The organism is Geodermatophilus bullaregiensis, assembly GCF_016907675.1.
Taxonomy (GTDB): Bacteria; Actinomycetota; Actinomycetes; order Mycobacteriales; family Geodermatophilaceae; genus Geodermatophilus; species Geodermatophilus bullaregiensis.
Genome location: NZ_JAFBCJ010000001.1, coordinates 2841584 through 2866547, shown reverse-complemented (window position 1 = coordinate 2866547; position 24964 = coordinate 2841584). Strand labels below are relative to the sequence as shown.

Below are 24964 nucleotides of genomic sequence, written 5' to 3'. Positions count from 1 at the left end.
CCCCAAGCAGAGGAGAGCCCGTGGGCACGGTGGTCATGTACGCCTCGGTGTCGGTGGACGGCTTCATCGCCGACGAGCACGATCAGCCCGGACCGCTGTTCGACTGGTTGACCAGCGGTGACGTCCCGTTGGACGACAGCGGCGCGTTGACGGTGTCGCAGACGTCTCACGACTACACCCGGCCGTACTGGGACCAGATCGGAGTCACGATCGCCGGCCGCCACGTCTTCGACATCACGGACGGCTGGGACGGGAAACCGCCGAGCGGGATCGACCACGTAGTCGTCGTGACCCACCGGCCGATGCCCGAGGGCTGGGACCCAGCGGCGCCATTTCACTTTGTCGACGGCGTTGAGGCCGCCGTGACCAAGGCGCAGGAGCTCGCGGGTGACCGCACAGTCGAGGTCGCCGCCGGCGACGTCGGTGGCCAGGTGCTTGCCGCGGGCCTGATCGACGAGGTGCGCATGGACGTCGTACCCGTGGTGTTCGGGTCGGGCAAGCGCTACTTCGGGTCGGTCCACGCGCAGCACTTGTTGGAGGACCCCGACGCGGTGCTTCAGGGCAACCGGGTGCTCCACCTGCGCTATCGGATGCGCCGTTGACCGATCCCTTACGGGACACCTGCCACGACCGCGCCGCAACGTACGGACGTCGCCGCAGCAGGTTCGCCATGCGGGACAGTGCTCCCGCTCGTCGATCCGTCAGGCGTTGAGCAGGTACAAGGAGGCCGGGACCATGAGGGTCGGGCACGTCCATTGGCCGTTGCCATGGGCACGGCGATCCGTCCGGCTTGCCGGCGCGGTGGCCGGTGCGGCCATCTGCGCTAGCACCGGCGGTTGGCTGACGAGGACGTGGATGCAGAGGATGTCGTCAGTTGGGGCATCGGCGGCGCGGTGCAGGGCGCTGTCGGTGGCGTATCGGGCCTCGCTCTCAGTCGGTGGATTCGTTGATGCGCGACCTACATCCTGACGCACCGCGGGTCGCTGCGATGCTCGTAGCCTGTCCTTCCCTGGTGGGCTTCGTGGCTGCAGTCGGCGCCGTTCTCCTGCTGCACGGCACGCTTGGAAGAGTAGTTGCCGCCGTCGTCGGGCTGTACCTGCTCGGCCAAGGAGCATGGGCTGTAAGACGGTGGCGCCAGCTGGCAGTCCAGGGTCCAGGTCGGTGAGAGGTGAATCAAGGCCTCAACGGGTGCTTGCGGACTGAGCCACCGATCGAGCATGCGGTCCCGCTGTCTTCAGAGCGGCGGGGCCGCATGCTCTGTAAGCAGTCGATGTCGTCGGCGCGCGCAAGCCCGACCGGATGCGCGCTGTAGTCGGGCCGCCGGCTGCCAGCCGGCCCGCCTACCTGTCGGACCCGCCGTCGACGAGCAAGGCTGGTACTACCGGGGCGGGAGATCTGGCCAGAATGGTGTGCCCTCCTGTTTCCCGGAGCCGAGATACTGGGTTCTGAGGTCTCCCGAGTCCGGGGAGGGCCGCATGGGGCGGCGTGGCCATGCGGCGGAGTTCCGCCGCAAGGTGCTGGACCTGGTCGTGTCCGGTCATCCGGTCGCCGACGTGGCCAAGGCGCTGGGTCTGGGGGCGCGGGTACGCGGCAGGCGCCCGGCGTGCGGTCGCCTGAGCTGCCGAGCACCGTCCGACGCTGCCGGTGCTGGCCTGCACCACCGTGGACAACGTCGCCTTGCAGCGGACCGCCGTCGCGGCGGGACTGCTCCGCCGACCTGACCTGGAGATCGAGCTCAACGGTCTGCACACGGTGGTCTGCGTCCGCCACCAGGCGCCGTGACAGGCTCAGCACACCGGCTTGGAGCACAGGACGTCGGGACAAGGCAGGTAGCCCAGACGCTGCCAGAAGGTCAGGCCTGCGGCGTTGTCCGGCATCACCAGCAGGTTGATCCGGGGCGCTCCCCGCTCGATCAGTCGCCGCTCCAGCTCGCTGACCAGGGCGGTGGCCAGGCCGTTGCCCGGGTGGCCGGGGTGAACGGCGAGGCGGTGAATCCAGCCGCGGCGCCCGTCGAAGGTCCCCAGGACCACACCGATGACAGCGGCGTTCCTGTCTTCGGCGACGAGCAGCAGGCCGGGACCGTGGTCGACGGTGGCGCGCAGCTCGTCCTCGGGCAGTGCGCTGCGCGCAGTGACGTGCCACAGGTCACGGACCGCCGGGTAGTCGTCCCAGCCGAACTCCCGGATCACCCGCTCAGCCGAGGACCCGGCGGGCGTCGGCGAACACCTGGGGACCGAGCAGCGGCGCCCAGGCAGTGGCCAGCCGGCGGAAGTAGGCGCCGTAGCGGTCGAGGAGGTCCGCGGAGTGCTCAGCGATGTCGAGTTCGTTCACCAGGCTCAGGTCGGTGAACGCCTGCAGCTGGTCCCTGTCGAGGACTTCACCGGTCGCGCTGAAGCGGTTCCAGACGCGTCCGGTGTCGGCGAGGGTGTCAGGTGCGCTTGCGGTCGCAGGCGGCGTAGCGGTAGACGAGCTGCTCGGCGTCGGCGCCGATGAGGCCGGCGAGCCCCGGGCGTTCCTCCAGGCTGAGCAGGGTGACGTCGAAACCGTCGGTGCCATGGACGGCGTGGGCGCGCCCGGCGAGCTGTACCGAGTCGGGCGCACCCAGGCGGGCGAGGCGGTGCTGCACCCGCGCCAGGTGGTCGGCCAGCGTGCCGCCGGGATGCTCGATGTTCTGCCCGCCCCGTTCGAGCAGGAAGGCGGCGATCGCGCTCTCGGTGAGCGTGGTCATAGCCGCAGAAGTCAAGGCACCTCTCATCCGGCGTGCGCATGCCCCTGCATCCGGTCCTCATCCAGGGACGCGCTCGCGCAGCGCTCCCGCGGCAAGTGCCGCGCGGCCAGCAAGACTCGCGTCCCGCAAGGCGAACCCGCTACGGCACTGTCCCGGCGACTCGATCCTCGCGGCGCCGGCGTCCCGCAGGGGATCCCCTGCGGTGATCGCCGACGCAGCGGTCGTTGGCCTCCCTCGCGTCCGCTCGTCGTCCCCTGCAGCGGCGCCCTCCGCCCAGGTGGACGTGGTCACCCTCCTCGAGGGGACTCCGATGCTCCGCGAGCTCGGACTCGCCGAGCCCTCGCTGTTCCTGCGAGCAGGCCCACCGTCGGCGCTGATCGCGCGCACGCACGCCGTCGTCGGCCGGTGACCGCGCTCGCTACGGTCTACCCGTGACCGGGTCGAGGGCAGCGCGGCGGCGGTGGCGGGTCCGTGACGCGCGCGAGGAGGACCAGCCGCGCTGGCGGGCCCTGTACCGGCAGTACGCCGACTTCTACCGCGTCGAGCAGTCCGATGCGGCGGCCGCCACCGTGTGGTCCTGGATCCGTGACCCCGCGCACGAGGTCGGGTGCCTGCTGGTCGAGGACGAGACGGGCGAGGTCGCCGGCTTGGGGCACTACCGGCCCTTCGCCCGCCCGCTGTCGGCCAGCACCGGCTGCTTCCTCGACGACTTGTTCATCGACCCCGACCACCGCGGCGGTGGGGCCGTCGACGCGCTGCTGGCCGAGCTGCGCGGACGCGCTGCGGTCAACGGGTGGAGCGTGGTGCGGTGGATCACCGCGGACGACAACTACCGCGGCCGGGCGAAGTACGACCAGCACGCCACCCGCACCATGTGGATCACCTACGACATGACGCCCTGACCAGCACACGGCTCCGACCTGTCTGCTGTTCCGCTGCGGGATCCCCTGCGAGACGTGAGCGGGCCGTCGCCCTGGCCCGCCCGGACATCGCTGTAGCAGGCTCGCCCGCCGGGGCTGGCGGGCGACGAGGGCTCAGGAGGCGCGGGCGGCGACTGCGCCGACGACGAGCACGCCGGAGGACGCCAGGAGCCGACGGAACCCGGCGAGCACCCGGTCGAGTTCCGCCGGCGGCAGGTGGATCGTCGAGTACCGGGCGAGGATGCCCGCCACGCAGTGCTCGGGGATGTCCAGCTCGGCCATCGGGCCGAGCTCGAACTCCGGGCCGGGATGAGCTGACCGAGCATGCGCGATGAACTCGGGGACGATGTCGACACCGGTCATGTCAACGCCCGGGGAGCGACGGCGAACCCGGCGTCCTCTCGTCGTCCCCGATCCCCTCCTCCGACGTCGTGCCGGCAGTGCAGCCGACACCGACGCGCATCCCGACGGCCGAGTGCGCCACCGACCCGCGCGGCCGGGCCGCCGCGGGGGTCGGGGCGAGGCGGGAGTCCCTCAGCGGGCCGCCGTCCCCAGGACCGGTGGTGCGGGCTCGGGCGGGGTCCAGCCCGTCACGGCACGGGACCCGCGCGTGATGGCGCCGGCCGGCGTCAGGCGCACGACGGTGTTCCGCAGGGTCTGGCGCCAGCCGCCGCCGAGGTGGGACCCGAAGCGGCCCGATGCGACCGAGGCCCGGGCCAGGGCGCGGCGCCGGGGCCTCCGGGCGGCGTCGAAAGCCTCCAGGGCGGGGGCCAGCCGGCCGCCCCCTGCGACGGGGGCGCCGATGAGCAGGCCCGCGCAGCAGCCGTCCTCCAGTGCGGTCGCGGCTCCTTGGCCCATCGTCGGGAGGGTGCCGTGGGCGGCGTCGCCGACCATGACGACCCGCCCGGTCGTGTAGCGCGGCAGCCCGCCCGGGAGGTGGTGCACGTCGTGCCGCAGGACCGCCTCGGGCGGCGTCGCGGCCAGCACCTGCTGCACCGGGCTCGCCCAGCCCGCGAACCGCGCCCTGGCCGCAGCGAGCTCGTCGCCGATCACCGTGCGCCCGGGCATGGCGACGTACCCGTACCAGTACGTCTCGTCGTCGGCGACGCGCACGGTGCCGAACTCCGCGTGCGGGCCCCAGTACTGCTGCAGTGTCGTGTACCCGGAGGCCCCGGGCGCGATGCCGCGCCAGCTCGAGTACCCGCTGTAGACCGGGTGGCTGGCCGGGAACAGCGCCGCGCGCACGGCGCTGCGCACGCCGTCGGCGCCGACGACGACGTCCGCTTCCCGACCCTCGACGACGGCGGGTGCCCCCTCCGGCTCGCCCGCCTCCACCGTGGTCACGGGTGTGCCGGTGACGATCTCGACGCCGCAGGCCAGGGCCCGTCGGTGCAGCGCGGCGTGCAGACGGCGGCGGTGCACTCCGATGAGCCCCACCGACCGGCGCACGACGGGGGTGTCCGGGAGGGCGAGGACCGGCCGGCCCTCCAGGTCCCGGATGCCGCTCCCCCAGGTCGGGTGGCCGAGCGCGGCGACGTCGGCGTCCTCGAAGCCGAGCCCGCGGAACGCGGCCACGGCGTTGGGGGTCATGGCGAGGCCGGCCCCGACCTCGCCGGGCTCCGGCGACCGCTCCAGCACCGTGACCTGCCACCCGGTCCGTGCGAGTGAGACGGCCGAGGCCAGACCTGCGACACCGGCCCCGACGACGACTGCGGTGTGTCCCATGCGCCCTCCCTGATACCACTACGTACGTTGTGGTACGCATGTTGCCATGCTGGGCGGTGATGCCACGGAGGAACCCGGCCCGCCGCGCCGCGCTCGCCGACGCGGCGATCTCCCTGCTGGCCGCCGAGGGCATCCACGGCCTGACCCACCGCGCGGCCGAGGCCGCGGCCGGCCTGCCGACGGGAACGGCGGCGAACTACTTCCGCAGCCGGGAGGAGCTGCTCGTCGCCGCGGCCGAACGGGCGGTGTCGCTGCACCTGGAGGACGTGCAGCGGATCGACCGTGCGGTGGACGCGAGCTCGTCGCCCGACCCTCTGGCCGAGCTCCTCGCCGTCTCGCTCCAGGAGGCCGTCACCGCGTCGCGCGAGCGCCACCTCGCGATCTTCGAGCTCCAGCTCGAGGCTCGGCGACGTCCCGCGCTCGCCGCTGAGCTCGCACGCCTCGGCTCGGTGGCGAGCGCGCTCACCGCTGACGAACACCGCACGCTCGGGCTGAGCGTCCCGCCGGAGGCGATCCCCACGCTCGTGACGCTCTACGGGGGAGTGCTGTTCACGCTCGTCACGGGACCCGGCGACGTCGAGCCCGACACCGTCCGCCGGCTCGCCCACGCCGTCGTCCACGGCAGCGTCGACGCAGACGTCCCGTGGACCCCGGGCCCCCCGGCCTCGAACGGAGCAGACGAGAGGTGACCGCCCATGACCGACGTCGAGGCAGGTGCCGACGAGCGAGCTCCCGGCCTTCTTCGACCTGAGCCGTCCCGCGGTCGCCGAGCACCTGCAGGTGCTGCGGCGAGCCTCGCTGGTCCGCGACGAGCAGGTGGGCCGCCAGCGGCGCTACCACCTCGCGGCCGAGCCGCTCGCCGAGGTCGAGGACTGGCTGCACCCCTTCGAGCACTCCTGGCGGGCGCGCCTGCGCTCGCTCGCTGACACCGCCGAGGAGAACACGTGACCGAGACCGACGCCGCCGCCCGCCCGGGCACCATCGACGTCGACCAGTTCGTCGACGCCACACCCGCCCGGGTGTGGCAGACCCTCACCGATCCGCAGCTGCTCGCGCGCTGGTGGGCATCCGGCGACGTCGCGGCACGGGTCGGGCACCGGTTCTCCCTGAGGATGCCAGGGTGGGGTCAGGTGCCGTGCGAGGTGCTCGAGGTCGTCGAGCAGGAACGTCTGGTGTACACGTTCAACACCACGTGGACGCTCACCTGGCGCCTCGTCCCCGAGGGCCGGGGCACCCGCCTCCTCCTCGAGCACTCCGGCTTCGACCTGCAGCAGAAGCGGGAGCGGGATGCACTCGACCGCATGGGTCCCGGCTGGCGCGAGGAGGTCCTGCCCCGACTGGCCGCGGTGGCCGCCACCCCGCAGGACTGAGGGGGAGCGCTGGGGACGGCGGGACTCACCCGTCCGCGCCGGCGAGGAGACGGTCGAGCGTGCGCCGTCCCCAGCGGCTCATCCCCGGGTTGGTCTCGCGGTAGTACCAGACGAGCCCCACCGACTGCTCGAACGCCCAGGCCATCCCCCGCCGCCACTGGACCTCGCTGCACCTCAGCGCCTCACGGACCACCTGCCGCGGCCCGTCGTCGAGGAGGTGCCAGACGGCGACCAGGTCGAGCGCGGGGTCGGCTGCGGCGAACCCGCCGCCGTCGAGGACCCCGGCGAGCCGGCCGCGCTCGACCAGGACGTTGGGTGGTGTGAGGTCGCCGTGGCACATGACGTCGGAGTCCGGGGCCGGCAGGGTCCGCAGCCCGGCCCACGTGCGCCGGAGACGCCCCACGTCGAGCAGGCCCTCGCTGCGGGCGAAGCAGACCTCCATCCACGCGTCGTGGTCGGTCAGGTCGCCACCCCGGCCGCCGCCGGCGAACCGCCGTCCCCGGGTGTCCGCGGACCTGAGGCGGGTCAGGAGCGCGGCGAGGTCCTCGGCGAAGCCGAGCGAGTGCGCCGGGTCCTCGACCGTCGCGTCGTGCCCGGGCAGCCAGGTCTGGACGCTCCACGGGGACGGGTACCCGTGCCCGGGCTCGCCGAGGGCGACCGGGACGGGCGTCGGGACGGGTGAGACGAGGGCCAGCTCGCGCGCCGCGGCGGCCTCGGCCGCCAGCGCGGCGCGCAGCCGGTCGGGGTCCTCGCGCCTCAGAGGGAAGCGCGCGGCGAGGTCGTCGCCGATCCGGAAGACGGCGTTGTCGGTGCCGGCGGACCGCACCTCGCGCACGTCGAGCCCGACCCACTCCGGGAACTGGTCGGCGACGAGCGCGCGGACGGTCCCGGCAGCCACCTCGACCTGGTCCTCGTGCATCGGCATCCCCGGCATCCCCCGCATCCTGCTCACGGGACCTCGTGCGCGCAGGCGGGACACCGCCACCGGGACGGGATCAGCGGCGGCTGACGACGCGGATGCCGCGGGCGACGAGCCTGCGGGCCGTGTGGGCGCGACGCAGTCGCTGCGCGAGCGTCAGGAGGACGGCGTCCCCGTGCCGGCGCCGGGCGATCTCCTGGGACAGGTCCTCGTCGACGCCGAACCGGTGCAGCCGGGTCAGCGCCTCCCGCTTGGTGATCAGCCGGCTCTCGGTCAGGGTCGCCTCCGCGCGGGCCAGCGTGACCAGGCCCAGGTCGACGTACCCGTCCTGGAGCCAGAGCCAGGGCTTGCGGACCGCTCCGGACCAGTAGCCGGTGAACTCGGCGCGGGCGGCCGCGCGCAGTGCCGCGTCGTCGACCGGTGGGAGGAGCTGCGCGGGATCCGGACCCAGCACGGTGATCCCGCCGCGCAGCACCTCCGCTCGGGCGATGCCGCTGAGCTCCCGGCAATAGAGCTCGCCGTGCGCCCAGGTGAGGTGCCGGGTGGCCACGTCGTCCACGTCCTCGCGGGGCACGTACACGCAGTGCAGCCCGGCGGCCGCAGGGTTCCCGCGCCGGAGGTCCTCGTGCAGCGCCCGGAGCCGGGCGCGGCGCGGGGCGTCGAGTTCCTCGGCGACGACGGCGACGAGGTCCAGGTCGCTGCGGCCGGGCCGGAAGTCACCGGAGGCCAGCGACCCACCGGCGTAGAGGCCCAGGACACCGGCGACCGGCCGCACCGCGCGGGCGAACGCCGGCACGACGGGCGCCTGGCGCAGCCGGTCGTCCACGGCTCCGGAGTCTCCACCGCCCCCCGCGGATCCGGTGCTCACCAGTACAGCCGCTCCCCCGCTCAGGAGGCGTACCGCCGGGCGAGGTCGCGGTGTCGACGCGCCTGCTCGCGCGCCTCGGCAGCGGCGGCCGCGTCGACACCCGGGGAGCCGGCCACGCCCTCCAGCGTCCGCGCCCACCCCAGGTGGGCGCTGCGCGCGTGCTCCCGGCACGGCAGGCAGGTGACCCGTTCCGGCACCGGCGACGTGGCCGCGTACGGCCGCCGCTGCCCACAGCCGGTCCGCACGCCGATCGCGGAGTCGGGGACCCGCCCGACGGCGGTGGTGAGGACCTCCCGCGCGCGGGCCCGCCCGAGGACCACGTCCCGCTCCACGTGCACGTGCGGGTCGGCCACCCCGGTCACTCCCCGGTGCTGCCGTCGAGACGCTCCCGCAGGGGGTCGGCGTGCCCGTTGTGCCGGGCGTACTCCTCGATCGGGTGGATCGGCACGTAGCGCAGCGAGAACCGCGCGCCACCGTGCTCGACCTCCGTGTCCAGCGACGCGCCTCCGTCGACGAACGCGCGGGAACGGTCGCACTCCCGTCTCCAGCGCTCGATCGGCGCGAGGTCGGGAGGCGGCTCGCCCCGGTGGTCCGGCTCCCAGAACGCCGGGGCGTCCGCACCCTGCAGCACGCGCTGGGACCAGCTGCGCTCCACCGCCGCCAGGTGCTCGACCGAGCCGGTCGGCGACAGGGTCGACGGCGGGACCGCCCGCTCGGCGAGCTGGACGGGTCCGAGATCGCTGCACGTCCACGCGAGGGTGTCGCGTTGCCGGTCCAGCACGCTGACCAGCACCGCGCGCTCGTCCCCTGTCAGGGCCGGTCCGGTCCGACGGTCGGCCTCCACCCGGCCATCCTGCGGCACCGTCACACCTCGGGGATGGTCAGTTCCTGCAGCGGCCGGCCGCCGTCGACGAACAAGCGGGCGCCGGGCCGGGTCGCGGCGGCGATGCGGCGCAGCACCCGTGCGCCCACCTCGGGGTACCGGCCGTCGAGAGCGCCGACGCGGACGGCGAGGACGAGGTCGTACGGATCCTCGTCGGGTTCCAGGACGAGGTCCTCGGCCGCGACGTGGCGCAGGGTCATCCGCCCCGCGGCCAGGTGGTCGGCCGATGCGGCCGCGGCCTGGGCGATGACCCTCGCCGACCGGTCGATCGCCAGGACGTGCCCGGTGACGAGCCGGTCGGCCACGGCCCGCGCGGCCGCGCCGGGCCCGCAGCCGATCTCCAGGACCCGGGAGTGCGGCTGCAGCGGCAACGCGTCCACGATCGCCGCGAGGCGGGGCGACGACCCGGTGGGCACGAGCGGCACCGTAGCGGTGGCCGCCGCCCTCGTGCAGGAGGTGCTCGCCCGGCCACCGCAAGGGACCGCGAGGATCTGTGGACAGTCCTCTGACCTGCGGATTCAAGTCGCGAAACCATCTGAGCTCGGCTATTGTTCGTACGTGTGTTCGAGTGCCCTGCTGACCGGTGAGGTGCTGGACGACGTCGCCGCTCATCGCCGCGCGCAACCGGATCGACGCCGCGCTGGCCCGGTCGGTGCGGGCCGCGGAGCTGTCGCAGGCACCGGAGCGTGACGGGCTGACGTCGATGGTGTCCTGGCTGCGCGGGCACTGCCGGCTGTCGACGAGCGAGGCGGCGCGGCTGGTGCGCAACGGGCGGGCGCTGGAGCACCTGCCCGCCCTCGGCGAGGCGCACGACGCCGGGCTGGCCAGCGCCGAGCAGGTCAGCGTGGCCGCCCGGGCGGTGACGCCAGAGCGGCTGGCCGCGGCGGCGGCCGCCGGGCTCGACCCGGCGGAGATCGACGCGGTGTTCACCGGGGTCGCCGTCGAGCAGGAGCACGCCGTCCTGGTGCAGGTGGTGCAGCACTACCTCGCCGGCCTGGACCCCGACGGCCCCGAACCCGACCCGACCGGGGGCCGGGCGCTGACCCTGGCCCGGCACGCCGACGGATCACTGTCCATCCGCGGCCACCTCGACGCCGTCGGCGGCGAGAAGCTGCAGGCCGCGCTGGAAGCCCACGTGCAGGCCGACCGGCCCGCCGGCGACGACCGCACCCGCGCCCAGCGCCTCGGCGACGCCCTGGTGCAGCTGTGCGACAACCGACTGGCCGCCAGCGACCTGCCGGTGCTGCGCACGGTCAAGCCGCACGTCGCCGTCGTCATCGACCTCGAGGACCTGACCGACCCCGCCACCGGGCACGGGACCGGGCGGATGGAGTTCGGCGCGGTCGTCTCCGCGGCCCGCGCCCGCTGGCTGGCCTGCGACGGCGCGGTCAGCCGGGTGGTGTTCGGCCCCGACGGCGCACCGCTGGACCTCGGCCGCGAGCACCGGCTGGCCGACCGCCACCTGCGGCGGGCGGTGGAGCTGCGCGACGGCGGCTGCGTGTTCACCGGCTGTGCTGCGCCGACGTGGTGGGCCGAGGTGCACCACCTGGTGCACTGGCTCGACGGCGGCGAGACCAACCTGCAGAACTCCGCGCTGCTGTGCGAGCGGCACCACAGCAAGGTCCACCACGGCTTCCGCGTCGAACGACAACCGACCGGCACCTGGCGCACGTACATACCGGACGGCACCGAGATCACCGTCCCGGCACCACTGGCCCCTGGTGCCTGACCCGGGGAAGCGGGTCGTCGGCGGTCAACCGACGGCCGACCAGCCTCCGTCCGAGGCGATGGTCTGGCCGGTGACCCACTCGGCCTCGTCGCTCACCAGCCAGGCCACCAGCTTGGCCGTGTCCTCGGGGGTGCTCCAGCGCCGACCGGGGTTGCGGGCGGTGACGGCGGCGCGGGTCGCCTCGTCGGCGTAGCCGGTGTCGTTGGGGCCGGGGTCCACACAGTTGACCGTGATGCCCCGGGGCATCAGGTGTGCGGCGAGGGACGGGGTCAGCTCGTGCAGCGCGGCCTTGGAGGCGATGTAGGGCAGCTCGCCGGGCATCGCACCGTGGTACTGGCCCGACGTGAACAGCACCACCCGTCCTCCCGGGCGACCGTCGTGCTGGGCGGCGAGGGCCTGCGTCAGCAGCAGCACCGCACGGGTGTTCACGGCGTAGCAGAGGTCGATCTCCTCGGCGGTCACCTGCTCCAGGGACTGGGCGCTGGAGCGGGCGTGGTTGGCGATCAGCACGTCCAGGTGCCCGAACGCCTCCCGGGCCGCCGCGACCAGCCGCGCCGGAGCACCGGGGTCGGCGAGGTCCACGGACACGTGCTCCGCCCGTCCGCCACCGGCACGGATCTCGTCGACCAGCGACGCGGGGCCCTCGGGATCGGCACCCCACGGCTGCTCGGCGTCGTGCGGCGACCAGGAGTGCACCAGCACCGCGGCGCCCTCGGCGGCCAGCCGGCGCACGACGGCCGCTCCGATCGCGATCCGGCGGCCCGCGCCGGTCACCAGGACGGCGCGGCCCCGCATCGACCCGGCCGCCGTCACGTGTGCGGTTCGCGGCCGGCCGGCTGCCGGGGCTCGCCGAGCAGCGGGGCCGGGGCGCGCAGCGGCGCGGACGCCGGTGCGGAGGCCGTGACCTGCAGGGCTGCGCCGTCCACGACGACGGTCACCGGCCCCTCGCCGCGCACCAGCGTCACCGTGGTGCCCTCGCGCGTCGTCTCGACGCGGAGCAGCCGGCCGCGCCAGGTGACCGACCAGGCGGTGCGCGAGAGCGAGGAGGGCAGCAGCGGCGCGAGCTCGAGGTCCTCGCGGTCCTCCCGCAGCCCGCCCAGGCCGGCGACGAGTGCCAGCCACGACCCCGCCACCGCGGCCAGGTGCAGGCCCTTGGCGGTGTCGCCCTGGACGTCGCGGAGGTCCACGAGGGCGCACTCCCGCAGGTAGCGCAGGGCGAGGTCGGGGTGCTGCGCGTGGGCGCACACGACCGCCTGGACGGCGGCCGACAGGGAGGAGTCCCGGACGGTGCGCGCCTCGTAGTAGTCGAGGTCCCGCGCCACCTGCTCGGCGGTGAACTCGTCACGGCACCACCACAGCGCCTGGACGAGGTCGGCCTGCTTGACCACCTGGCGTCGGTAGAACGTCGCGTAGTGCTGGTGCTCCTGCACCGGGTAGGCGTCCCGCTGGTCCTCGAACGGCCACTCCCGGTAGGCGGTGAAGTTCGCGTTGGCGGGGTGCACGCCCAGGCCCTCGTCCCACGGGACGTGCACGGCGTCGGCCGCGGACCGCCACGCGGAGGTCTCGGCGTGGTCCACCCCGAGCTCCGCCGCGCGCGCCTCCAGCCGCCGGCACGCGTCGGCGGCGCGCAGGAGGTTGCCCCGGGCCATGAGGTTGGTGAAGACGTTGTCGTCGACGACGCCGGTGTACTCGTCCGGCCCGGTCGTGCCGAACAGGTGCCAACCGCCGGCGGCGTCCTCGTGGCCGACGGACATCCACAGTCGCGCCGTCTCGACGAGCACCTCCAGGCCGCCGACGGAGTCGAGCTCCTCGCCGGTGACGTCCCGGTAGAGCCAGAAGGCGCGGGAGACGTCGGCGTTGACGTGCAGCGCCGCCGTGCTCGCGGGCCAGTACGCGGACACCTCGCGCCCGCTGATCGTGCGCCACGCGAAGGACGCGCCGGCCAGCCCCAGCGTCCGGGCCCGCTCGCGGGCGAGGCCGAGGGTGGCGGCGCGCCAGCGCAGCAGCCGGGCCGCCGAGTCGGGGCGCAGCAGCGTCAGGGCGGGCACGACGAACCCCTCGACGTCCCAGAAGGTGTGGCCGCTGTAGCCCACGCCGGTCAGCCCCTTGGCGCCGACGGGGGCACCGGAGATGCAGGCGGCCGAGCAGTGGAGCTGGAAGGCGGCGTAGCGCAGTGCCTGCTGGAGCTCGGGGTCGCCGTCGATCTCGACGTCCGCCGTCGCCCACAGCTCGTCGAGCGCCGCACGCTGGGCGGCGAGCAGGCCGTCCCACCCGAGGTCGGAGGCCGAGGCCACGGCTGCCGTGGCCTGCTCGAGGAGGGAGTCGGCGCCGGCGTCGTCCGACCAGGCGTAACCGACGGCCTTGACGAGCGCGAGGCCCTCCCCGGACCTCAGGTCGGCGGCGACCGTGGTGACGACCTGGTGCCGGCCGGCGTCCGTGCTCACCCGGCCGCCGTCGACCTCGTGGCCGACGGCGGCGGCGACCGTGAGGCCCGACCGGTGCGTCCGTGACACCAGCGCTCCGCCGGTCGCCCAGCCACGGTGGTCGAGCGCCTCGAAGGCGTCGTCCAGGGCCTCCTCGACGCGCGGGTCGTCGTTGTACACGCCGGTGGGCGTGATGTCCGCGGTGGCGAGCTCCGACCGGACGACGACGTGCGCGGGCCCGTCCAGGGCGCGGACCTCGTACCGCACGGCGCAGACCGCCCGCTCCACGAGGGAGACGACCCGTTGCGAGGTCACCTCCAGCGACGTGCCGGACGGCGCCGTCCAGCGGACGCGGCGGTCGAGGGTGCCGGTCCGCAGGTCCAGCGTGCGTTCGTGGACCTGTGGGCAGGCCTCGCGCACGTCGAACGGGATCCCGTCGACCAGCAGGCGCAGCGGCGTGCCGTCGGCGACGGTGAGCAGCGCCTCCCCCTGCTCGGGCTGGCCGTAGCCGCCCTCGGGATAGGACAGCGGGTGGAACTCGTAGACCCCGGACAGGTGGGTGCCGCGCGCGGCCTGCGGCTCGACCTCGTCGAGCGTCCCCCGGATCCCGACGTAGCCGTTCGAGAGGCTGAAGACGGACTCGCTGACGGCGAGCGCCTCGGGGTCGACGCGCGGCTCGCGGACCGTCCACGGGTCGACGTCGAGGGTCGGGGCGGTCACGTGGGGTCCTCGCGTCGTCGGTGGTCGGGCGCCCGGGACGGCGTCCCTCCTCCCGTCCTACCGGTCGGCACGCTCCGACGCGACACCAGCGGGTGGACGCCGTCCCCGGACCGCCGCTGGCGCGCCGACCACGCCGGGAGGCGGTCCGCCGGCTCAAGGGGGTGAGGGCCGCATGGAACGGCCGGGCGACTGGCCGGTGGGCGGGCTCCTGGTCCACGCCGCGGGACAGGCCCGGACGGCTTCCGGGTCGTCGACGTCCGGGGATCCGAGGAGTCGTGCCGGCGCTCCGGGGAGCAGCTCGGACCCGTGATGCCGGGGATCGGCATCACCGACCCCCCCGGAGGTCTACCCGGCGCACGCCTTCGTCCCCGCGGCCCTCGGCCACGCCTGACCTGCCCCACGCCTCCTCGAGGACCGCCTCGGCGGCGGGGACGGCGGCGGCGCGGTCGGCGGGCACCAGGCCGAGGCGCACCCGGCGGTCGAGCAGGTCGGACACGCTGCGGGCACCCTCGGCCAGCACCCCGAACCGCAGCTCCCCCACCGTCTCCGGCCGGCCCTCGACCAGCGCCTCGGTGCCCAGCGCGGCCACCCGCGGCGCCTCGGTGCCGTAGCGGGCGACCAGCCGGGCGGGGGCGTCCACCCGCGCCAGCGCGGCGGGCGACGCCGCGCCCACCAGCGGCAGCCGGGCGGTCGGGGAGCGCCGGGCACCCCGGCCCAGGCGCGTGACGACGGCGTCCACCGTCTCCTCGGCCATCGCCCGGTAGGTGGTCAGCTTGCCGCCGACGACGGACAGGACCGGTCCGTCCTCCCGCAGCAGGTGCCGGCGCGAGAGGTCCGCGGTGGCGTCCCCGGGCCCGGCGCCGGCCGGCTCCGGCAGCACCAGCGGGCGCAGCCCCGCGTACGCGCCGACGACGTCGTCCCGGGTCAGCGGCTCGGCCAGCACCCGGTTGACCGTCGTCAGCAGCTGCTCGACCTCGGCGTCGCCGGGCAGCGGGTCGTCGTCGGGCACCGGCCCGGTCACCGGCTCGTCGGTGAGGCCGAGGTGCACCAGCCCGCCGGGCTGGGGCAGCGCGAAGACGAACCGGGACCGCGAGCCGGGCAGCGGCACGGTGAGCGCGGCGGCCGGGTCCCCGAGCCGGCCCGCGCGGACGACCAGGTGCGAGCCGCGCGAGGGCGCCAGCCGGATGCCCGGCGCGAGCGCCTGCGCCCAGACGCCGGTCGCGTTGACCACCGCGCCGGCCCGGACCACCACGGGCGAGCCGTCGACGAGCGCGGCCACCTCCCGCCCGTCGACGCCGGTGACGCGGGCCCCGGTCAGCACCCGCGCGCCGTGTGCGGCGGCGGTGCGGGCCAGCGCGACCACGAGCCGGGCGTCGTCGGCGAGCTGCCCGTCCCAGAACACCGCTCCCCCGCCGCCGGGCCGCACCGCCGGGGTCAGCCGCGCGACCTCCGCCGGCCCGACCCGGCGGGTGCGCGGCAGCGAGCGCCGGCCGCCGCGCACCGAGGAGCGCACCGCGTCGCCCAGCCGGCCGCCGAGCGCGCCGAGGGCGCTGACGTCGCGGCCGGCGGCGTCGGGCACGAGGAAGGGCAGCGGCCGCACCAGGTGCGGCGCCGTGGCGGTCATGAGGACGGCGCGCTCGCGGGCGCTCTCCCGCGCCAGGCCGACCTCGCCGTGCGCCAGGTAGCGCAGCCCGCCGTGCACCAGCTTGCTCGACCACCGGCTGGTGCCGCTGGCGAGGTCGGCCCGCTCGAGCAGCACCACCGACAGCCCGCGGGCCGCCGCGTCGAGGGCGACGCCCGCGCCGGTCACTCCCCCGCCGACCACCACCACGTCGACGTCCCCGCCGGTCAGCGCCTCGAGGTCGGCCGCGCGGCGGGCCGCGGTGAGATCGGCACCACCGCTCACGGAACGGCTCCGGAGCGCAGCACCGGCAGACTGTAGCCGTGCCCGAGCAGCCCGAACTGACCATCCAGGGGTGGGGGCCCGGCAGCTCCCGCGTGGCCACCGTCCGCGCGGACGGGGACTCCGGTGACGGCGGTCTCGAGCTCGCGCCCGACCCCGACCTGGGCACCGCGCTGCCCAAGGCCGCCCGCCGCCACCTGGTCAGGGAGCTGGGCTGGACGCCGCGGCCCACGCCGCCGATCGCCGTCCCGGAGATCCGGCTGGCGCCCTCCCGCCTGCCCGGCGACGTCCGCGCGGCGCTGGCCGGCCTGCTCGGCGAGGAGCACGTGCACACCGACCGCGAGACCCGGCTGCGGCGCACCGGCGGCAAGAGCTACCTCGACCTGCTCCGCCGGCGGGCGGGCGACGCCTCCGACGCACCCGACGCGGTCGTGCTGCCCGGGACCACCGAGGAGACCGCCGCCCTGCTGCGGCTGTGCAGCGAGCACGACGTCGTCGTCGTCCCGTTCGGCGGCGGCACCAGCGTCGTCGGCGGCCTGTCGGGCACCGACCCCGACGACCGGCCGTCGGTGTCGGTGGACCTCGGGCGCATGGCGTCGGTCGTCGACGTCGACATCGCCTCCTCGCTGGTCACCGTGGGCCCCGGCCTGCGCGGCCCGGCCCTGGAGGAGACGCTCGGCCGGCAGGGCCTGACGCTGGGGCACCTGCCGCAGAGCTGGGAGTTCGCCACCCTCGGCGGCTACGCGGCGACCCGCTCGGCCGGGCAGGCCTCCACCGGCGTCGGCCGCTTCGACGACCTGGTGGCCGGGCTGACGCTGGCCACGCCGTCCGGGGTGCTGGAGCTGGGCTCCCCGCCGGCGTCCGCGGCCGGGCCCGACCTGCTCGGCCTGGCGCTGGGGTCGGAGGGCGCGCTCGGCGTCGTCACCGAGCTGCGGCTGCGGGTGCGGCCGCAGCCGCAGGTCACCCGCTACGAGGGCTGGTCGTTCCGCACCTGGGCCGACGGGCTGGCCGGCCTGCAGCGGCTGGCGCGGCACGACCTGCTGCCCGACGTCGTCCGGCTGTCCGACCCCGACGAGACCCGGGCCAACCTGCTCAACGCCGGCGGCACCGGCGCCCGGCTGCTGCGCGGCTCGCTGCGCGCCCGCCGCCGGGCCGAGGGCTGCCTGCTCGTCGTCGGCTGGGAGGGGCTGCCGCCGCTGGTGCGCGCCCGCCGCCGGGCGGCGGTGCCGGTGCTGGGCGAGCACGGCGCCGTCCCGGTCGGCCGCCGGGTCGGCGAGTCGTGGCGGGCGCACCGGTACGCCGCCCCCTACCTGCGCGACCGCCTCCTGGACGCCGGCCTGCTGGTCGAGACGCTGGAGACCGCGGCCACCTGGACGGCGCTGCCGACCGTGTACGACGCCGTCCGCGCGGCACTGCGCCGGTCGCTGGGCCGCCCGGGGAGGGAGCCGCTGGTGATGAGCCACGTCTCGCACGGCTACGCCACCGGGGCCTCCCTGTACGTCACCGTGCTCGCCGACCGCGACGACGACCTGCCGCTGCAGCAGTGGCTCACCGCCAAGCGGGCGGCCACCGACGCGCTGCTGGCCGCCGGCGGCACGCTGACCCACCACCACGCCGTCGGCGCCGACCACCGCCCGTGGCTGGAGCGCGAGGTCGGGCCGCTCGGCGTCGAGGTGCTGCGGGCGGTCAAGCAGCGCCTGGACCCGCGCGGCATCTGCAACCCCGGCGTCCTGCTGCCCGACTGAGCCCCGCCGCGATCAGGGGACCTGATCGTGGCGCGTCCTACCGGACCGTGGGACGTCGGGGAGGACGCTCGACGATCAGGGAGGCTGATCGTCGCGCGGGCACGCGGTGGGTCGGGGCGTCCAACCCGACGGGGGCGCGGCCGGTGGGACGGCGGCGCGCCGGCGCAGGTTCCGGGGCAGCCGGCGCCGCATCGGGTCGGCGGGAACGCTCATGCGGGAACCCCTCGGACGGGACGGCGGCCGGGACGACGCCGACCCTGGCGGCGGCCGCTTGACCTCGGCTTGCGGGCGGCTTGGCACCTCCCGCCGACCCCGGCCCCCTCCCGCTCCCCGTGCGGACCTGCCAGGATCCGGCCCGTGCGGTACCGCGTCCTCGGACCCCTCGAGGTCACGGGCCCCGACGGGCGACCCCTCGACCTCGGGGGCGCCAAGCCCCGCGCACTGCTCGCCCTGCTGCTCGCCGAGGCCGGCCGGGTGGTGCCGGTCGACCGCATCGTGGCCACCCTCTGGGGCGACGAGCCGCCGCCCACGGTCACCGGCACCCTGCAGGCCTACGTCTCCCACCTGCGCCGCGTGCTGGAGCCCGAGCGCGGGCCGCGGCAGGCCGCCCGCGTCCTGCTGACCCGCGCGCCGGGCTACCTCGTGCAGGTCGACGCCGCCGACCTCGACAGCCTGCGCTTCGCCGCGCTCGTCGAGGACGGCGACCGCGCCCTCGACACCGGCGACCCCGCCCGCGCCGTGTCCGTCCTCGACCGCGCGCTGGAGCTGTGGCGCGGCGAGCCGCTGCCCGAGCTCGGTGACGGCCCGGGTGCCGCCGAGCGGCTGCGGCTGGCCGAGCTGCACGTGCACGGCCGCGAGCGCCGCGCCGAGGCGCTGACCGGGGTGGGCCGCGCCGACGCCGCCGTCCCGGAGCTGCAGCGCCTCGTGGCCGAGCACCCGCTGCGCGAGCGGCTGTGGGCCCGGCTGGTCACCGCCCTCTACGCCGCCGACCGGCAGGCCGACGCGCTCGACGCGCTGCGCCGCTGCACCGCCCTGCTGCGCGACGAGCTGGGCATCGACCCCGGCCCGGAGCTGCGCGACCTGGAGCAGGCGGTGCTGCGGCAGGACCCGGGGCTGACCCACCGGACGCCGCGGCCGGTGCTGTCGGTCGCGCCCCCGCCGGCCCCGGCGCCGCTGGCCGTCCCGGACGACGCGACGCTGGTCGGCCGCAGCGCCGAGCTGTCCCGGCTGCGGGCGGTCGCCGAGCAGGCCGCCGCCGGCCGGGCCGCCGTCGTCGTCGTGGGCGGGGAGGCCGGCATCGGCAAGACCCGGCTGGCCGAGGCCGTGGTCGCGATGACCCGCGCCGCCGGCTGGTCGGTGGCCGAGGGCCGCTGCGCCGACGACGGTGGCGCCCCGCCGCTGTGGCCCTGGACGCAGGTGCTCGAGCAGCTCGGCCAGGACCCGGTCGCGCCCGCGGACGGCGGGACCGACGCCGACGCCGCGCGTTTCCGGCTGTTCCAGGACGTGCGCGCCCGGCTGGTCGCCGCCACCTCCCCCCGCCCGGCGCTGGTCGTGCTGGAGGACCTGCAGGGCGCCGACGCCACCTCGGTGCAGCTGCTCGGCCTGCTGGCCCGCCACCTGCCGCGGGTGCCGCTGCTGGTGCTCGCCACGGTGCGCAGCGTCGGGGAGGACCTGCCCGCCGCGGTCGCCGACGGCCTGGCCCGGCTGGCCCGCGAGCCCGCCGTCACCACGCTGACGCTGGGCGGCCTGGACGCCGGCGACGTCGGCCGGCTGCTCGCCGCGCAGCCGGGTGCGGACGGCGACCCGACGCTGGCCGCGGCCGTGCACGACCGCACCGCCGGCAACCCCTTCTTCGTCGTCGAGCTGTCGCGGTGGATGCGCGGCACCGGCGACGTGACGCGGGTGCCGGTGCCGCCGTCGGTGGTCGAGGTGCTGCGCACCCGCCTCGCCCGGCTGCCCGCGGGCGCGCGCCCGGTGCTGGAACTGGCCGCCCTGGCCGGCCGCGAGGTCCCCCTCGACCTGCTGGAGGCCGCCGGGGAGCCGGCCGAGACGGCGCTCGGGGCGCTGGACGCCGCGGTCGCCGCCGGTCTGCTCGTCGAGGGCGGCGCCCCCTGGAGCTGGCGGTTCCCGCACGCCCTCGTGCAGGAGGTGCTCGCCGACGGCCTGCCGGCGCTGCGGCGGGCCCACCTGCACGCCCGGCTGGCCGCCGCCCTCGAGCAGCGCGCACCCGGCGGCCGCGCCGACGACGCCCTGGTCGAGCGGCTGGCGCACCACGCGGTCGCGGCCGCGCCGGTGACCGGGCCGGGGCCGGCGCTGCGCTGGTCGACCGCCGCCGCCGCGGTGGCCCGCGCCCGGCTGGCCGACGGCGAGGCGGCCGCGCACACCCGGCGGGCGCTGCGGCTGCTCGACCCGGCGCAGCCGGGCGCGGCCCGCACGCGGCACGACCTGCTCACCGCGCTGGGCAACGACCTGCTGCGCAGCGGCCGGCGCACCGAGGCACAGGAGGTGGTGGCCCAGGCCGTCGCCGTCGCCCAGGAGCTCGGTGACCGGCGCCGCCTGCTGGAGTCGGCGGCCGTCTGGGGGTCGGTCACGCTGGAGAACTGGCGGCCGCACGGCGTGGTCGACACCGGGATGGTGGCGCTGCTGGAGGACCTGCTCGAGCACCGCGACGAGATCGCGCCGGACTCCGACGACGCCGAGCGCGACCGGCTCACCGCGCGGCTGCTGGGCACCCTCGGGGTGGAGCTGGCCTTCAGCGAGGACCCGCGGCGCGGCGTCCGGTACGCCGAGCGGGCGGTCGCGCTGGCCCGCGGCGTCGGCGACCCGGAGCTGCTGGGCCGGGTGCTGAACAACTACTCGCTGGCGGTGTGGGGCCGGCCGGGCGCCGCGGAGCTGCGGCTGGCCGCCACCGACGAGGCGCTGGCGCTGGCCGGCCGGGGGCTGGCGCGGCGCACCGAGTTCTACGCCCGCCTGCACCGGGCGGCGATCCGACTGCACCTCACCGACCGGGCCGGCTTCGAGGCCGACCTGGAGGCGGGGCGGCGGCTGGCGTCCGCCCTGTCGGGACCGGAGGTGCGCCCGCACGTGCTGTGGCAGCAGGCCGGCGCGGCCTGGCTGGCCGGCGACGCCCCGCGCGCCGAGGAGCTGACCACCGAGGCCCACGAGCTCTACCGCCGGGTCACCCCGCACGCGCGGCACGCCCACGCCGCGCACCTGTTCGCGCTGCGCCGCGCGGACGGCCGGCTGCCCGAGGCGGTCGACCTGCTCGTCGCGGCCGGCGACGAGGGCAACCCGCTGCCGCAGCTCATGGCCGTGCTGGCCGCCGCGGAGTCCGGCGACCCGGCCGAGGCCCGCCGGCTGCGCGCCCGCTGGGGCCGCACGCAGATCCGCGACTGGGCCAGCGACGTGCTGGTCCTGCTGCAGGCCGAGACGGCGCTGCACCTCGGCGACGAGGCCGAGGTGACGACGGCCACGGTGCGGCTGCTGCCCTTCCGCGGCCGGCAGGCGGTCCTCGGGACGGCGGCCTTCAGCCTGGGCGCCTACGACGAGCTGCTCGGCCGGATCGCCGAGCAGACCGGCGACACCGTGGCCGCGCGCGACTGGTGGGCCGCCGCCCGCGAGCAGGGCCGCCGGGTCGGCTCGCCGTGGCAGGTGGCGCTGGCCGAGGCACACCTCGCCCGGGTGCCCGCGCAGACCGCGCAGCGCCCGCCGCGCCGCCGTCCGGCCCACTCGGCCTGAGGCGGGTCCTCGGCGCAGCCGCAGCGCCCGAACCGCAGGGGTCGTGTCTCAGAGGGTGGTGGCGCGGCCGCCGTCGACCGGGATGACCGCGCCGGTGACGTACGCGCCGGCCCGGCTGGCCAGGTAGACGACGACTCCGGCCATGTCGTCGGGACGGCCGATGCGGCCCAGGGGCGAGCTGGCGGCGATCTCGTCGCCGCGGGCGGCCAGCGTGGCGGCCATCATCTTCGACTCGAACGGCCCCGGGGCGACGGCGTTGACGGTGATCCGCCGCGGTCCGAGCTCCTTGGCCAGGTGCCGGGTCAGCTGGTGCACCGCGGCCTTGCTCGACGAGTACGAGTAGGTGGGCAGCTGTGGCACGTGCAGTCCGTCGATGCTGCCGACGTTGACCACGCGCGCCGGGTCGTCGTCGCCGGCCGCGGCCTCGAGCAGCGGGAGCATCGCGCGGGTGAGGAAGAAGGGCGCCTTGACGTTGAGGTCGAGCACCTTGTCCCACGCCGAGGCCGGGAAGGTCTCGAACGGCTCGCCCCAGGTGGCGCCGGCGTTGTTGACCAGCACGTGCACCCGCTCCTCGCGCCGGCCCACCTCCTCGGCCAGGCGGAGGCACTCGGCCTCGGTGGAGACGTCGGCCGGGATGGACTCGACCCGGCCGAACTGCGCCAGCTCCGCGGCGGCCTGCTCCCCGGCGTCGGGCTTGCGCGAGGAGACGTAGACCGAGGCGCCGGCCTGCAGCAGGCCGCGGGCCATCATCAGGCCGATGCCGCGGGTGCCGCCGGTGACGACGGCGACCTTCCCGGTGAGGTCAAACAGGTCCACGCGGAGCCTCCTGGGAGCGACGTGTGACGGCTGGGGGCGGTGCGGGCCCCGGCCCGGCACCCTAGCCAGGCCCGATCGGGTGGTCCCGACCGGCAACGGGGCCCCGGCTGTGCCAGCCTCGGGTGCCGTGGACCCCCGGCGCGTGGGCGCGACCAGCGAGGTCGGCCGGCTGCGGACGGTCGTCCTGCACCGGCCGGGCGCGGAGCTGCGCCGGCTCACCCCGCGCAACAACGACCAGCTGCTCTTCGACGGCGTCCCGTGGGTGGCCCGCGCGCAGGAGGAGCACGACGCGTTCGCCGCCGAGCTGACCGGCCGCGGCGTGGAGGTGCTCTACCTCGACGCGCTGCTCACCGAGGTGCTCGCCGAGCCGGCGGCGCGCGAGGAGCTGGTGGCCGCGGCCGTCGACGACCCGCGGCTGGGCGCCACCCTGCAGCGCGCCGCCGTGTCGCACCTGTCCGGGCTGGCGCCGCAGGACCTGGCCACCACGCTGATGGCCGGCCTGGCCCACGACGAGCTGCGCGGCGGGCGCGGGCTGGCCTACCAGATCATGGGCCGCGGGGACTTCGTGGTGCCGCCGCTGCCCAACCTGCTGTTCACCCGCGACTCGTCGGTGTGGGTGGGCGACCAGGTGGCCATCACGTCGCTGGCCATGCCCGCGCGGCACCGGGAGAGCACCATCACCCGGGCCGTCGCGACCCACCACCCGCGCTTCGCCGGCACCGGGCAGCTCTACGACGCCTCGCTGGAGCACCTGGAGGGCGGCGACGTCCTGCTGCTGGCCCCCGGGGTGCTGGCCGTGGGCGTCGGCGAGCGGACGACGCCGGGCGGGGCCGAGCGGCTGGCCCGCCGCGTGTTCGCCCGCGGCCTGGCGCACACGGTGCTCGTCGTCCCCATCGCGCAGGAGCGGGCGACCATGCACCTGGACACCATCGCCACGATGGTCGACACCGACGCCATGGTCATGTACCCGGCGGTCGCGGACTCCCTGGTGGCCTGGACGGTCACCGTCGGCGACGAGCTCCCGGACGACGCCGACACCGTCGAGCTCGCCGTCTCCGGGCCGCGGCCGTTCGTGCTCGCGGCGGCCGAGGCGATGGGGATCGACCGGCTGCGGGTGATCGACACGGGTCTGGACCCGGTGACCGCCGAGCGCGAGCAGTGGGACGACGGCAACAACACCCTGGCGCTGGCCCCGCGCCTGACCGTGGCCTACGAGCGCAACACCGTCACCAACGCCGCGCTCGAGGCGGCCGGCATCGAGGTGGTGCCGATCCCGGGGTCGGAGCTGGGCAGCGGCCGCGGCGGACCCCGCTGCATGTCCTGCCCGGTGTCCCGCGACCCGCTGTAGGCACTCCGCCCGGTAGGCACTCCGCCCGCCTCCCCGGCCGGCCCGTGCCCCGGGAACCCACAGCGGAGCACAGTCGTGCCCTGCCCACAGTGGTGGGCAGAGCACGAGGACGGCGGAGGTGACGCGCACTGCCGACCCCCGCCACCGGGGTCAGCCGGTCAGCGGAGCGTGACCTGGCGGGAGAGCAGGCCGGCGCGGGCGCGGCGCTCGTCGGCGCCGAGCTCACCGGTCGCGGCCAGCGCCTGCTCCAGCCGGGTGCCGAACTCCGCGGCCGGGCCGGCCCACTCCTGCGCCGGGGTGTCGGCGGGCAGGTCCCACACCGGCACGACCAGCCCGTGGGCGCGGAAGGCCCCGGCGTACCGGGTGCCCTCGCCGAGCAGCAGCTGCTCGGACGCGGAGAGCCGGGCGAGCGCGTCCAGCAGCCGCTCCTCGGCCTCGGGGCGCACCCAGCGCAGGTGCGCGCGCTCGTTGCCGGGCCGCACCCAGTAGGCGGCTCCGAGCCCCTCGAGCCGCTCGGTGGGCAGCACCGCCTCGTTGGCGCGCTGCAGCCCGGCCCGGGCGGCGGCGCCGGCGTCGGTGCCCTCCAGCCAGAAGCCGAAGTCCTCGTGCACGGTCACGTCGAGCGGCGCGGAGAGGTCGAGCAGCTCCTGCAGCCGCGGGCCGGCCGAGCCGGCGGCACCGATCGGGCCCGGGTCCACCGGCGCACCGGCCGGGGACTGCAGCGCGGCGGCCAGGGCGGTGCCGATGTCGCGGCTGACGTCGTCGGAGGAGGCCTGCAGCTGGACGCCGAGCAGGATCTCGCCGTTGCTGCGCACCAGCGCCGGCGCGCCGCCGGGCAGCACGCTGGCCAGCGTCACCTCGCGGCCGTCCGCCGTCCTCAGCGGCGCGGTGGCGGCGGGCACCAGCTCGCGCAGGGCCACCCAGTCGGCCTCGCCGGGCAGGCCCTCGAACGGGCGGGTCACCGGCGGCGCGTAGCCCGAGCCGTGGCAGTGCTTGTAGCGGCGGCCCGACCCGCACGGGCAGGGGGCCTTGGGGTTGGTCGTGCCGTCGGTGGCGGCGGGCGCGGGACGGCGGCGGGTCGCGGATCGGGCCATGCGGCCCAGCGTAGGTGGGGCCCGGTGGCGGTCCG

General features: G+C 76.3%; 24 protein-coding genes. 9 read left to right on the top strand and 15 right to left on the bottom strand.

All coding sequences use genetic code 11. The annotated features are described in order from the left end of the window. Positions 1-20: 20 nt before the first annotated feature. A complete protein-coding gene (locus JOD57_RS13580) occupies positions 21-602 on the top strand; it encodes a dihydrofolate reductase family protein (protein ID WP_204692508.1) in 582 nt (193 codons plus the stop codon). A 1185-nt stretch (positions 603-1787) separates the two neighbouring features. Here JOD57_RS13580 and JOD57_RS13575 read toward each other — a convergent pair. The 3 genes from JOD57_RS13575 to JOD57_RS13565 all read right to left on the bottom strand — a co-directional run bounded on the left by JOD57_RS13575 (position 1788) and on the right by JOD57_RS13565 (position 2728). Next, a complete protein-coding gene (locus JOD57_RS13575) occupies positions 1788-2189 on the bottom strand; it encodes a GNAT family N-acetyltransferase (protein WP_204692507.1) in 402 nt (133 codons plus the stop codon). Positions 2190-2193: 4 nt separating this feature from the next. Continuing rightward, positions 2194-2331: a hypothetical protein gene (locus JOD57_RS13570; RefSeq protein WP_204692506.1), complete on the bottom strand. Its 138-nt coding sequence runs from the start codon at positions 2329-2331 to the stop codon at positions 2194-2196. A 97-nt stretch (positions 2332-2428) separates the two neighbouring features. Next, a complete protein-coding gene (locus JOD57_RS13565; protein WP_204692505.1) occupies positions 2429-2728 on the bottom strand; it encodes a DUF6817 domain-containing protein in 300 nt (99 codons plus the stop codon). A gap of 431 nt (positions 2729-3159) precedes the next feature. Here JOD57_RS13565 and JOD57_RS13560 point away from each other — a divergent pair, with 431 nt between their 5' ends. Then, positions 3160-3630, top strand: coding sequence for a GNAT family N-acetyltransferase (locus JOD57_RS13560; RefSeq protein ID WP_204692504.1), 471 nt, complete (start codon positions 3160-3162; stop codon positions 3628-3630). A 132-nt stretch (positions 3631-3762) separates the two neighbouring features. Here the strand turns inward: JOD57_RS13560 and JOD57_RS13555 are convergent, their stop codons facing one another. Together JOD57_RS13555 and JOD57_RS13550 are read right to left on the bottom strand one after the other, a co-directional pair. Beyond that, entirely contained in the window at positions 3763-4101 is a 339-nt protein-coding gene (locus tag JOD57_RS13555) for a class I SAM-dependent methyltransferase (RefSeq protein ID WP_204692503.1), read from the bottom strand. Between the two features lie 81 nt (positions 4102-4182). After that, complete coding sequence (locus tag JOD57_RS13550) at positions 4183-5373, bottom strand: FAD-dependent oxidoreductase (protein ID WP_204692502.1); 1191 nt, start codon at positions 5371-5373, stop codon at positions 4183-4185. Positions 5374-5432: 59 nt separating this feature from the next. Between JOD57_RS13550 and JOD57_RS13545 the strand changes: the two genes are divergently transcribed. The 3 genes from JOD57_RS13545 to JOD57_RS13535 are packed head-to-tail and all read left to right on the top strand — an operon-like array spanning position 5433 to position 6743. After that, positions 5433-6062, top strand: coding sequence for a TetR/AcrR family transcriptional regulator (locus JOD57_RS13545; protein WP_204692501.1), 630 nt, complete (start codon positions 5433-5435; stop codon positions 6060-6062). 25 nt (positions 6063-6087) lie between these two features. Further along, positions 6088-6321, top strand: coding sequence for an ArsR/SmtB family transcription factor (locus JOD57_RS13540; protein WP_204692500.1), 234 nt, complete (start codon positions 6088-6090; stop codon positions 6319-6321). After that, positions 6318-6743: an SRPBCC family protein gene (locus JOD57_RS13535; protein WP_204692499.1), complete on the top strand. Its 426-nt coding sequence runs from the start codon at positions 6318-6320 to the stop codon at positions 6741-6743. Before JOD57_RS13540 ends, JOD57_RS13535 begins: the two co-directional genes overlap by 4 nt. Positions 6744-6768: 25 nt before the next feature. On the opposite strand, the gene JOD57_RS13530 is transcribed toward JOD57_RS13535, so the two are convergent. The 5 genes from JOD57_RS13530 to JOD57_RS13510 all read right to left on the bottom strand — a co-directional run bounded on the left by JOD57_RS13530 (position 6769) and on the right by JOD57_RS13510 (position 9829). Then, on the bottom strand, positions 6769-7686 hold the full coding sequence (locus JOD57_RS13530; protein WP_239571880.1) for a phosphotransferase: 918 nt from the start codon (positions 7684-7686) through the stop codon (positions 6769-6771). Positions 7687-7738: 52 nt separating this feature from the next. After that, a complete protein-coding gene (locus JOD57_RS13525; RefSeq protein WP_204692497.1) occupies positions 7739-8488 on the bottom strand; it encodes a nucleotidyltransferase domain-containing protein in 750 nt (249 codons plus the stop codon). 62 nt (positions 8489-8550) lie between these two features. Then, positions 8551-8883 (bottom strand): hypothetical protein, encoded by a 333-nt coding sequence (locus JOD57_RS13520; RefSeq protein WP_204692496.1) that lies wholly within the window; start codon positions 8881-8883, stop codon positions 8551-8553. Between the two features lie 5 nt (positions 8884-8888). Then, on the bottom strand, positions 8889-9374 hold the full coding sequence (locus JOD57_RS13515) for a DinB family protein (RefSeq protein WP_204692495.1): 486 nt from the start codon (positions 9372-9374) through the stop codon (positions 8889-8891). Positions 9375-9394: 20 nt separating this feature from the next. Further along, positions 9395-9829: an SAM-dependent methyltransferase gene (locus JOD57_RS13510; RefSeq protein WP_307824669.1), complete on the bottom strand. Its 435-nt coding sequence runs from the start codon at positions 9827-9829 to the stop codon at positions 9395-9397. A 167-nt stretch (positions 9830-9996) separates the two neighbouring features. On the opposite strand from JOD57_RS13510, the gene JOD57_RS13505 reads away from it, so the two are divergent. After that, positions 9997-11142 carry an HNH endonuclease signature motif containing protein gene (locus tag JOD57_RS13505; RefSeq protein ID WP_204692494.1) on the top strand — a complete coding sequence of 382 codons (1146 nt, stop codon included), beginning with the start codon at positions 9997-9999 and terminating at the stop codon, positions 11140-11142. A 24-nt stretch (positions 11143-11166) separates the two neighbouring features. Here the strand turns inward: JOD57_RS13505 and JOD57_RS13500 are convergent, their stop codons facing one another. From JOD57_RS13500 to JOD57_RS13490, 3 genes are all read right to left on the bottom strand, one after another. Further along, positions 11167-11955, bottom strand: coding sequence for an SDR family oxidoreductase (locus JOD57_RS13500; protein WP_204692493.1), 789 nt, complete (start codon positions 11953-11955; stop codon positions 11167-11169). Then, on the bottom strand, positions 11952-14285 hold the full coding sequence (locus JOD57_RS13495; protein WP_204692492.1) for a glycoside hydrolase family 65 protein: 2334 nt from the start codon (positions 14283-14285) through the stop codon (positions 11952-11954). The genes JOD57_RS13500 and JOD57_RS13495 overlap by 4 nt, the downstream gene beginning before the upstream one ends. Positions 14286-14610: 325 nt before the next feature. After that, positions 14611-16191 carry a glycerol-3-phosphate dehydrogenase/oxidase gene (locus tag JOD57_RS13490; RefSeq protein WP_204692491.1) on the bottom strand — a complete coding sequence of 527 codons (1581 nt, stop codon included), beginning with the start codon at positions 16189-16191 and terminating at the stop codon, positions 14611-14613. 38 nt (positions 16192-16229) lie between these two features. On the opposite strand from JOD57_RS13490, the gene JOD57_RS13485 reads away from it, so the two are divergent. Next, the gene (locus JOD57_RS13485) at positions 16230-17933 is read left to right on the top strand and encodes an FAD-binding oxidoreductase (RefSeq protein WP_204692490.1); all 1704 of its coding nucleotides are present in this window, start codon (positions 16230-16232) and stop codon (positions 17931-17933) included. A gap of 357 nt (positions 17934-18290) precedes the next feature. Continuing rightward, the gene (locus JOD57_RS13480) at positions 18291-21671 is read left to right on the top strand and encodes an ATP-binding protein (RefSeq protein WP_204692489.1); all 3381 of its coding nucleotides are present in this window, start codon (positions 18291-18293) and stop codon (positions 21669-21671) included. 48 nt (positions 21672-21719) lie between these two features. On the opposite strand, the gene JOD57_RS13475 is transcribed toward JOD57_RS13480, so the two are convergent. Continuing rightward, a complete protein-coding gene (locus JOD57_RS13475) occupies positions 21720-22487 on the bottom strand; it encodes an SDR family oxidoreductase (RefSeq protein ID WP_204692488.1) in 768 nt (255 codons plus the stop codon). Between the two features lie 127 nt (positions 22488-22614). Here JOD57_RS13475 and JOD57_RS13470 point away from each other — a divergent pair, with 127 nt between their 5' ends. After that, positions 22615-23835, top strand: a complete 1221-nt coding sequence (locus tag JOD57_RS13470) for an arginine deiminase (RefSeq protein ID WP_204692487.1) — start codon at positions 22615-22617, stop codon at positions 23833-23835. Between the two features lie 158 nt (positions 23836-23993). Here JOD57_RS13470 and JOD57_RS13465 read toward each other — a convergent pair whose 3' ends face one another. After that, positions 23994-24929, bottom strand: a complete 936-nt coding sequence (locus JOD57_RS13465) for a DUF5926 family protein (RefSeq protein WP_204692486.1) — start codon at positions 24927-24929, stop codon at positions 23994-23996. Between the last annotated feature and the right edge of the window lie 35 nt (positions 24930-24964).

Coding starts and splice junctions, on each gene's coding strand:
- JOD57_RS13465 (WP_204692486.1), bottom strand. CDS start 24,929: ATGGCCCGATCCGCGACCCGCCGCCGTCCCGCGCCCGCCGCCACCGAC.
- JOD57_RS13530 (WP_239571880.1), bottom strand. CDS start 7,686: ATGCGGGGGATGCCGGGGATGCCGATGCACGAGGACCAGGTCGAGGTG.
- JOD57_RS13545 (WP_204692501.1), top strand. CDS start 5,433: ATGCCACGGAGGAACCCGGCCCGCCGCGCCGCGCTCGCCGACGCGGCG.
- JOD57_RS13565 (WP_204692505.1), bottom strand. CDS start 2,728: ATGACCACGCTCACCGAGAGCGCGATCGCCGCCTTCCTGCTCGAACGG.
- JOD57_RS13550 (WP_204692502.1), bottom strand. CDS start 5,373: ATGGGACACACCGCAGTCGTCGTCGGGGCCGGTGTCGCAGGTCTGGCC.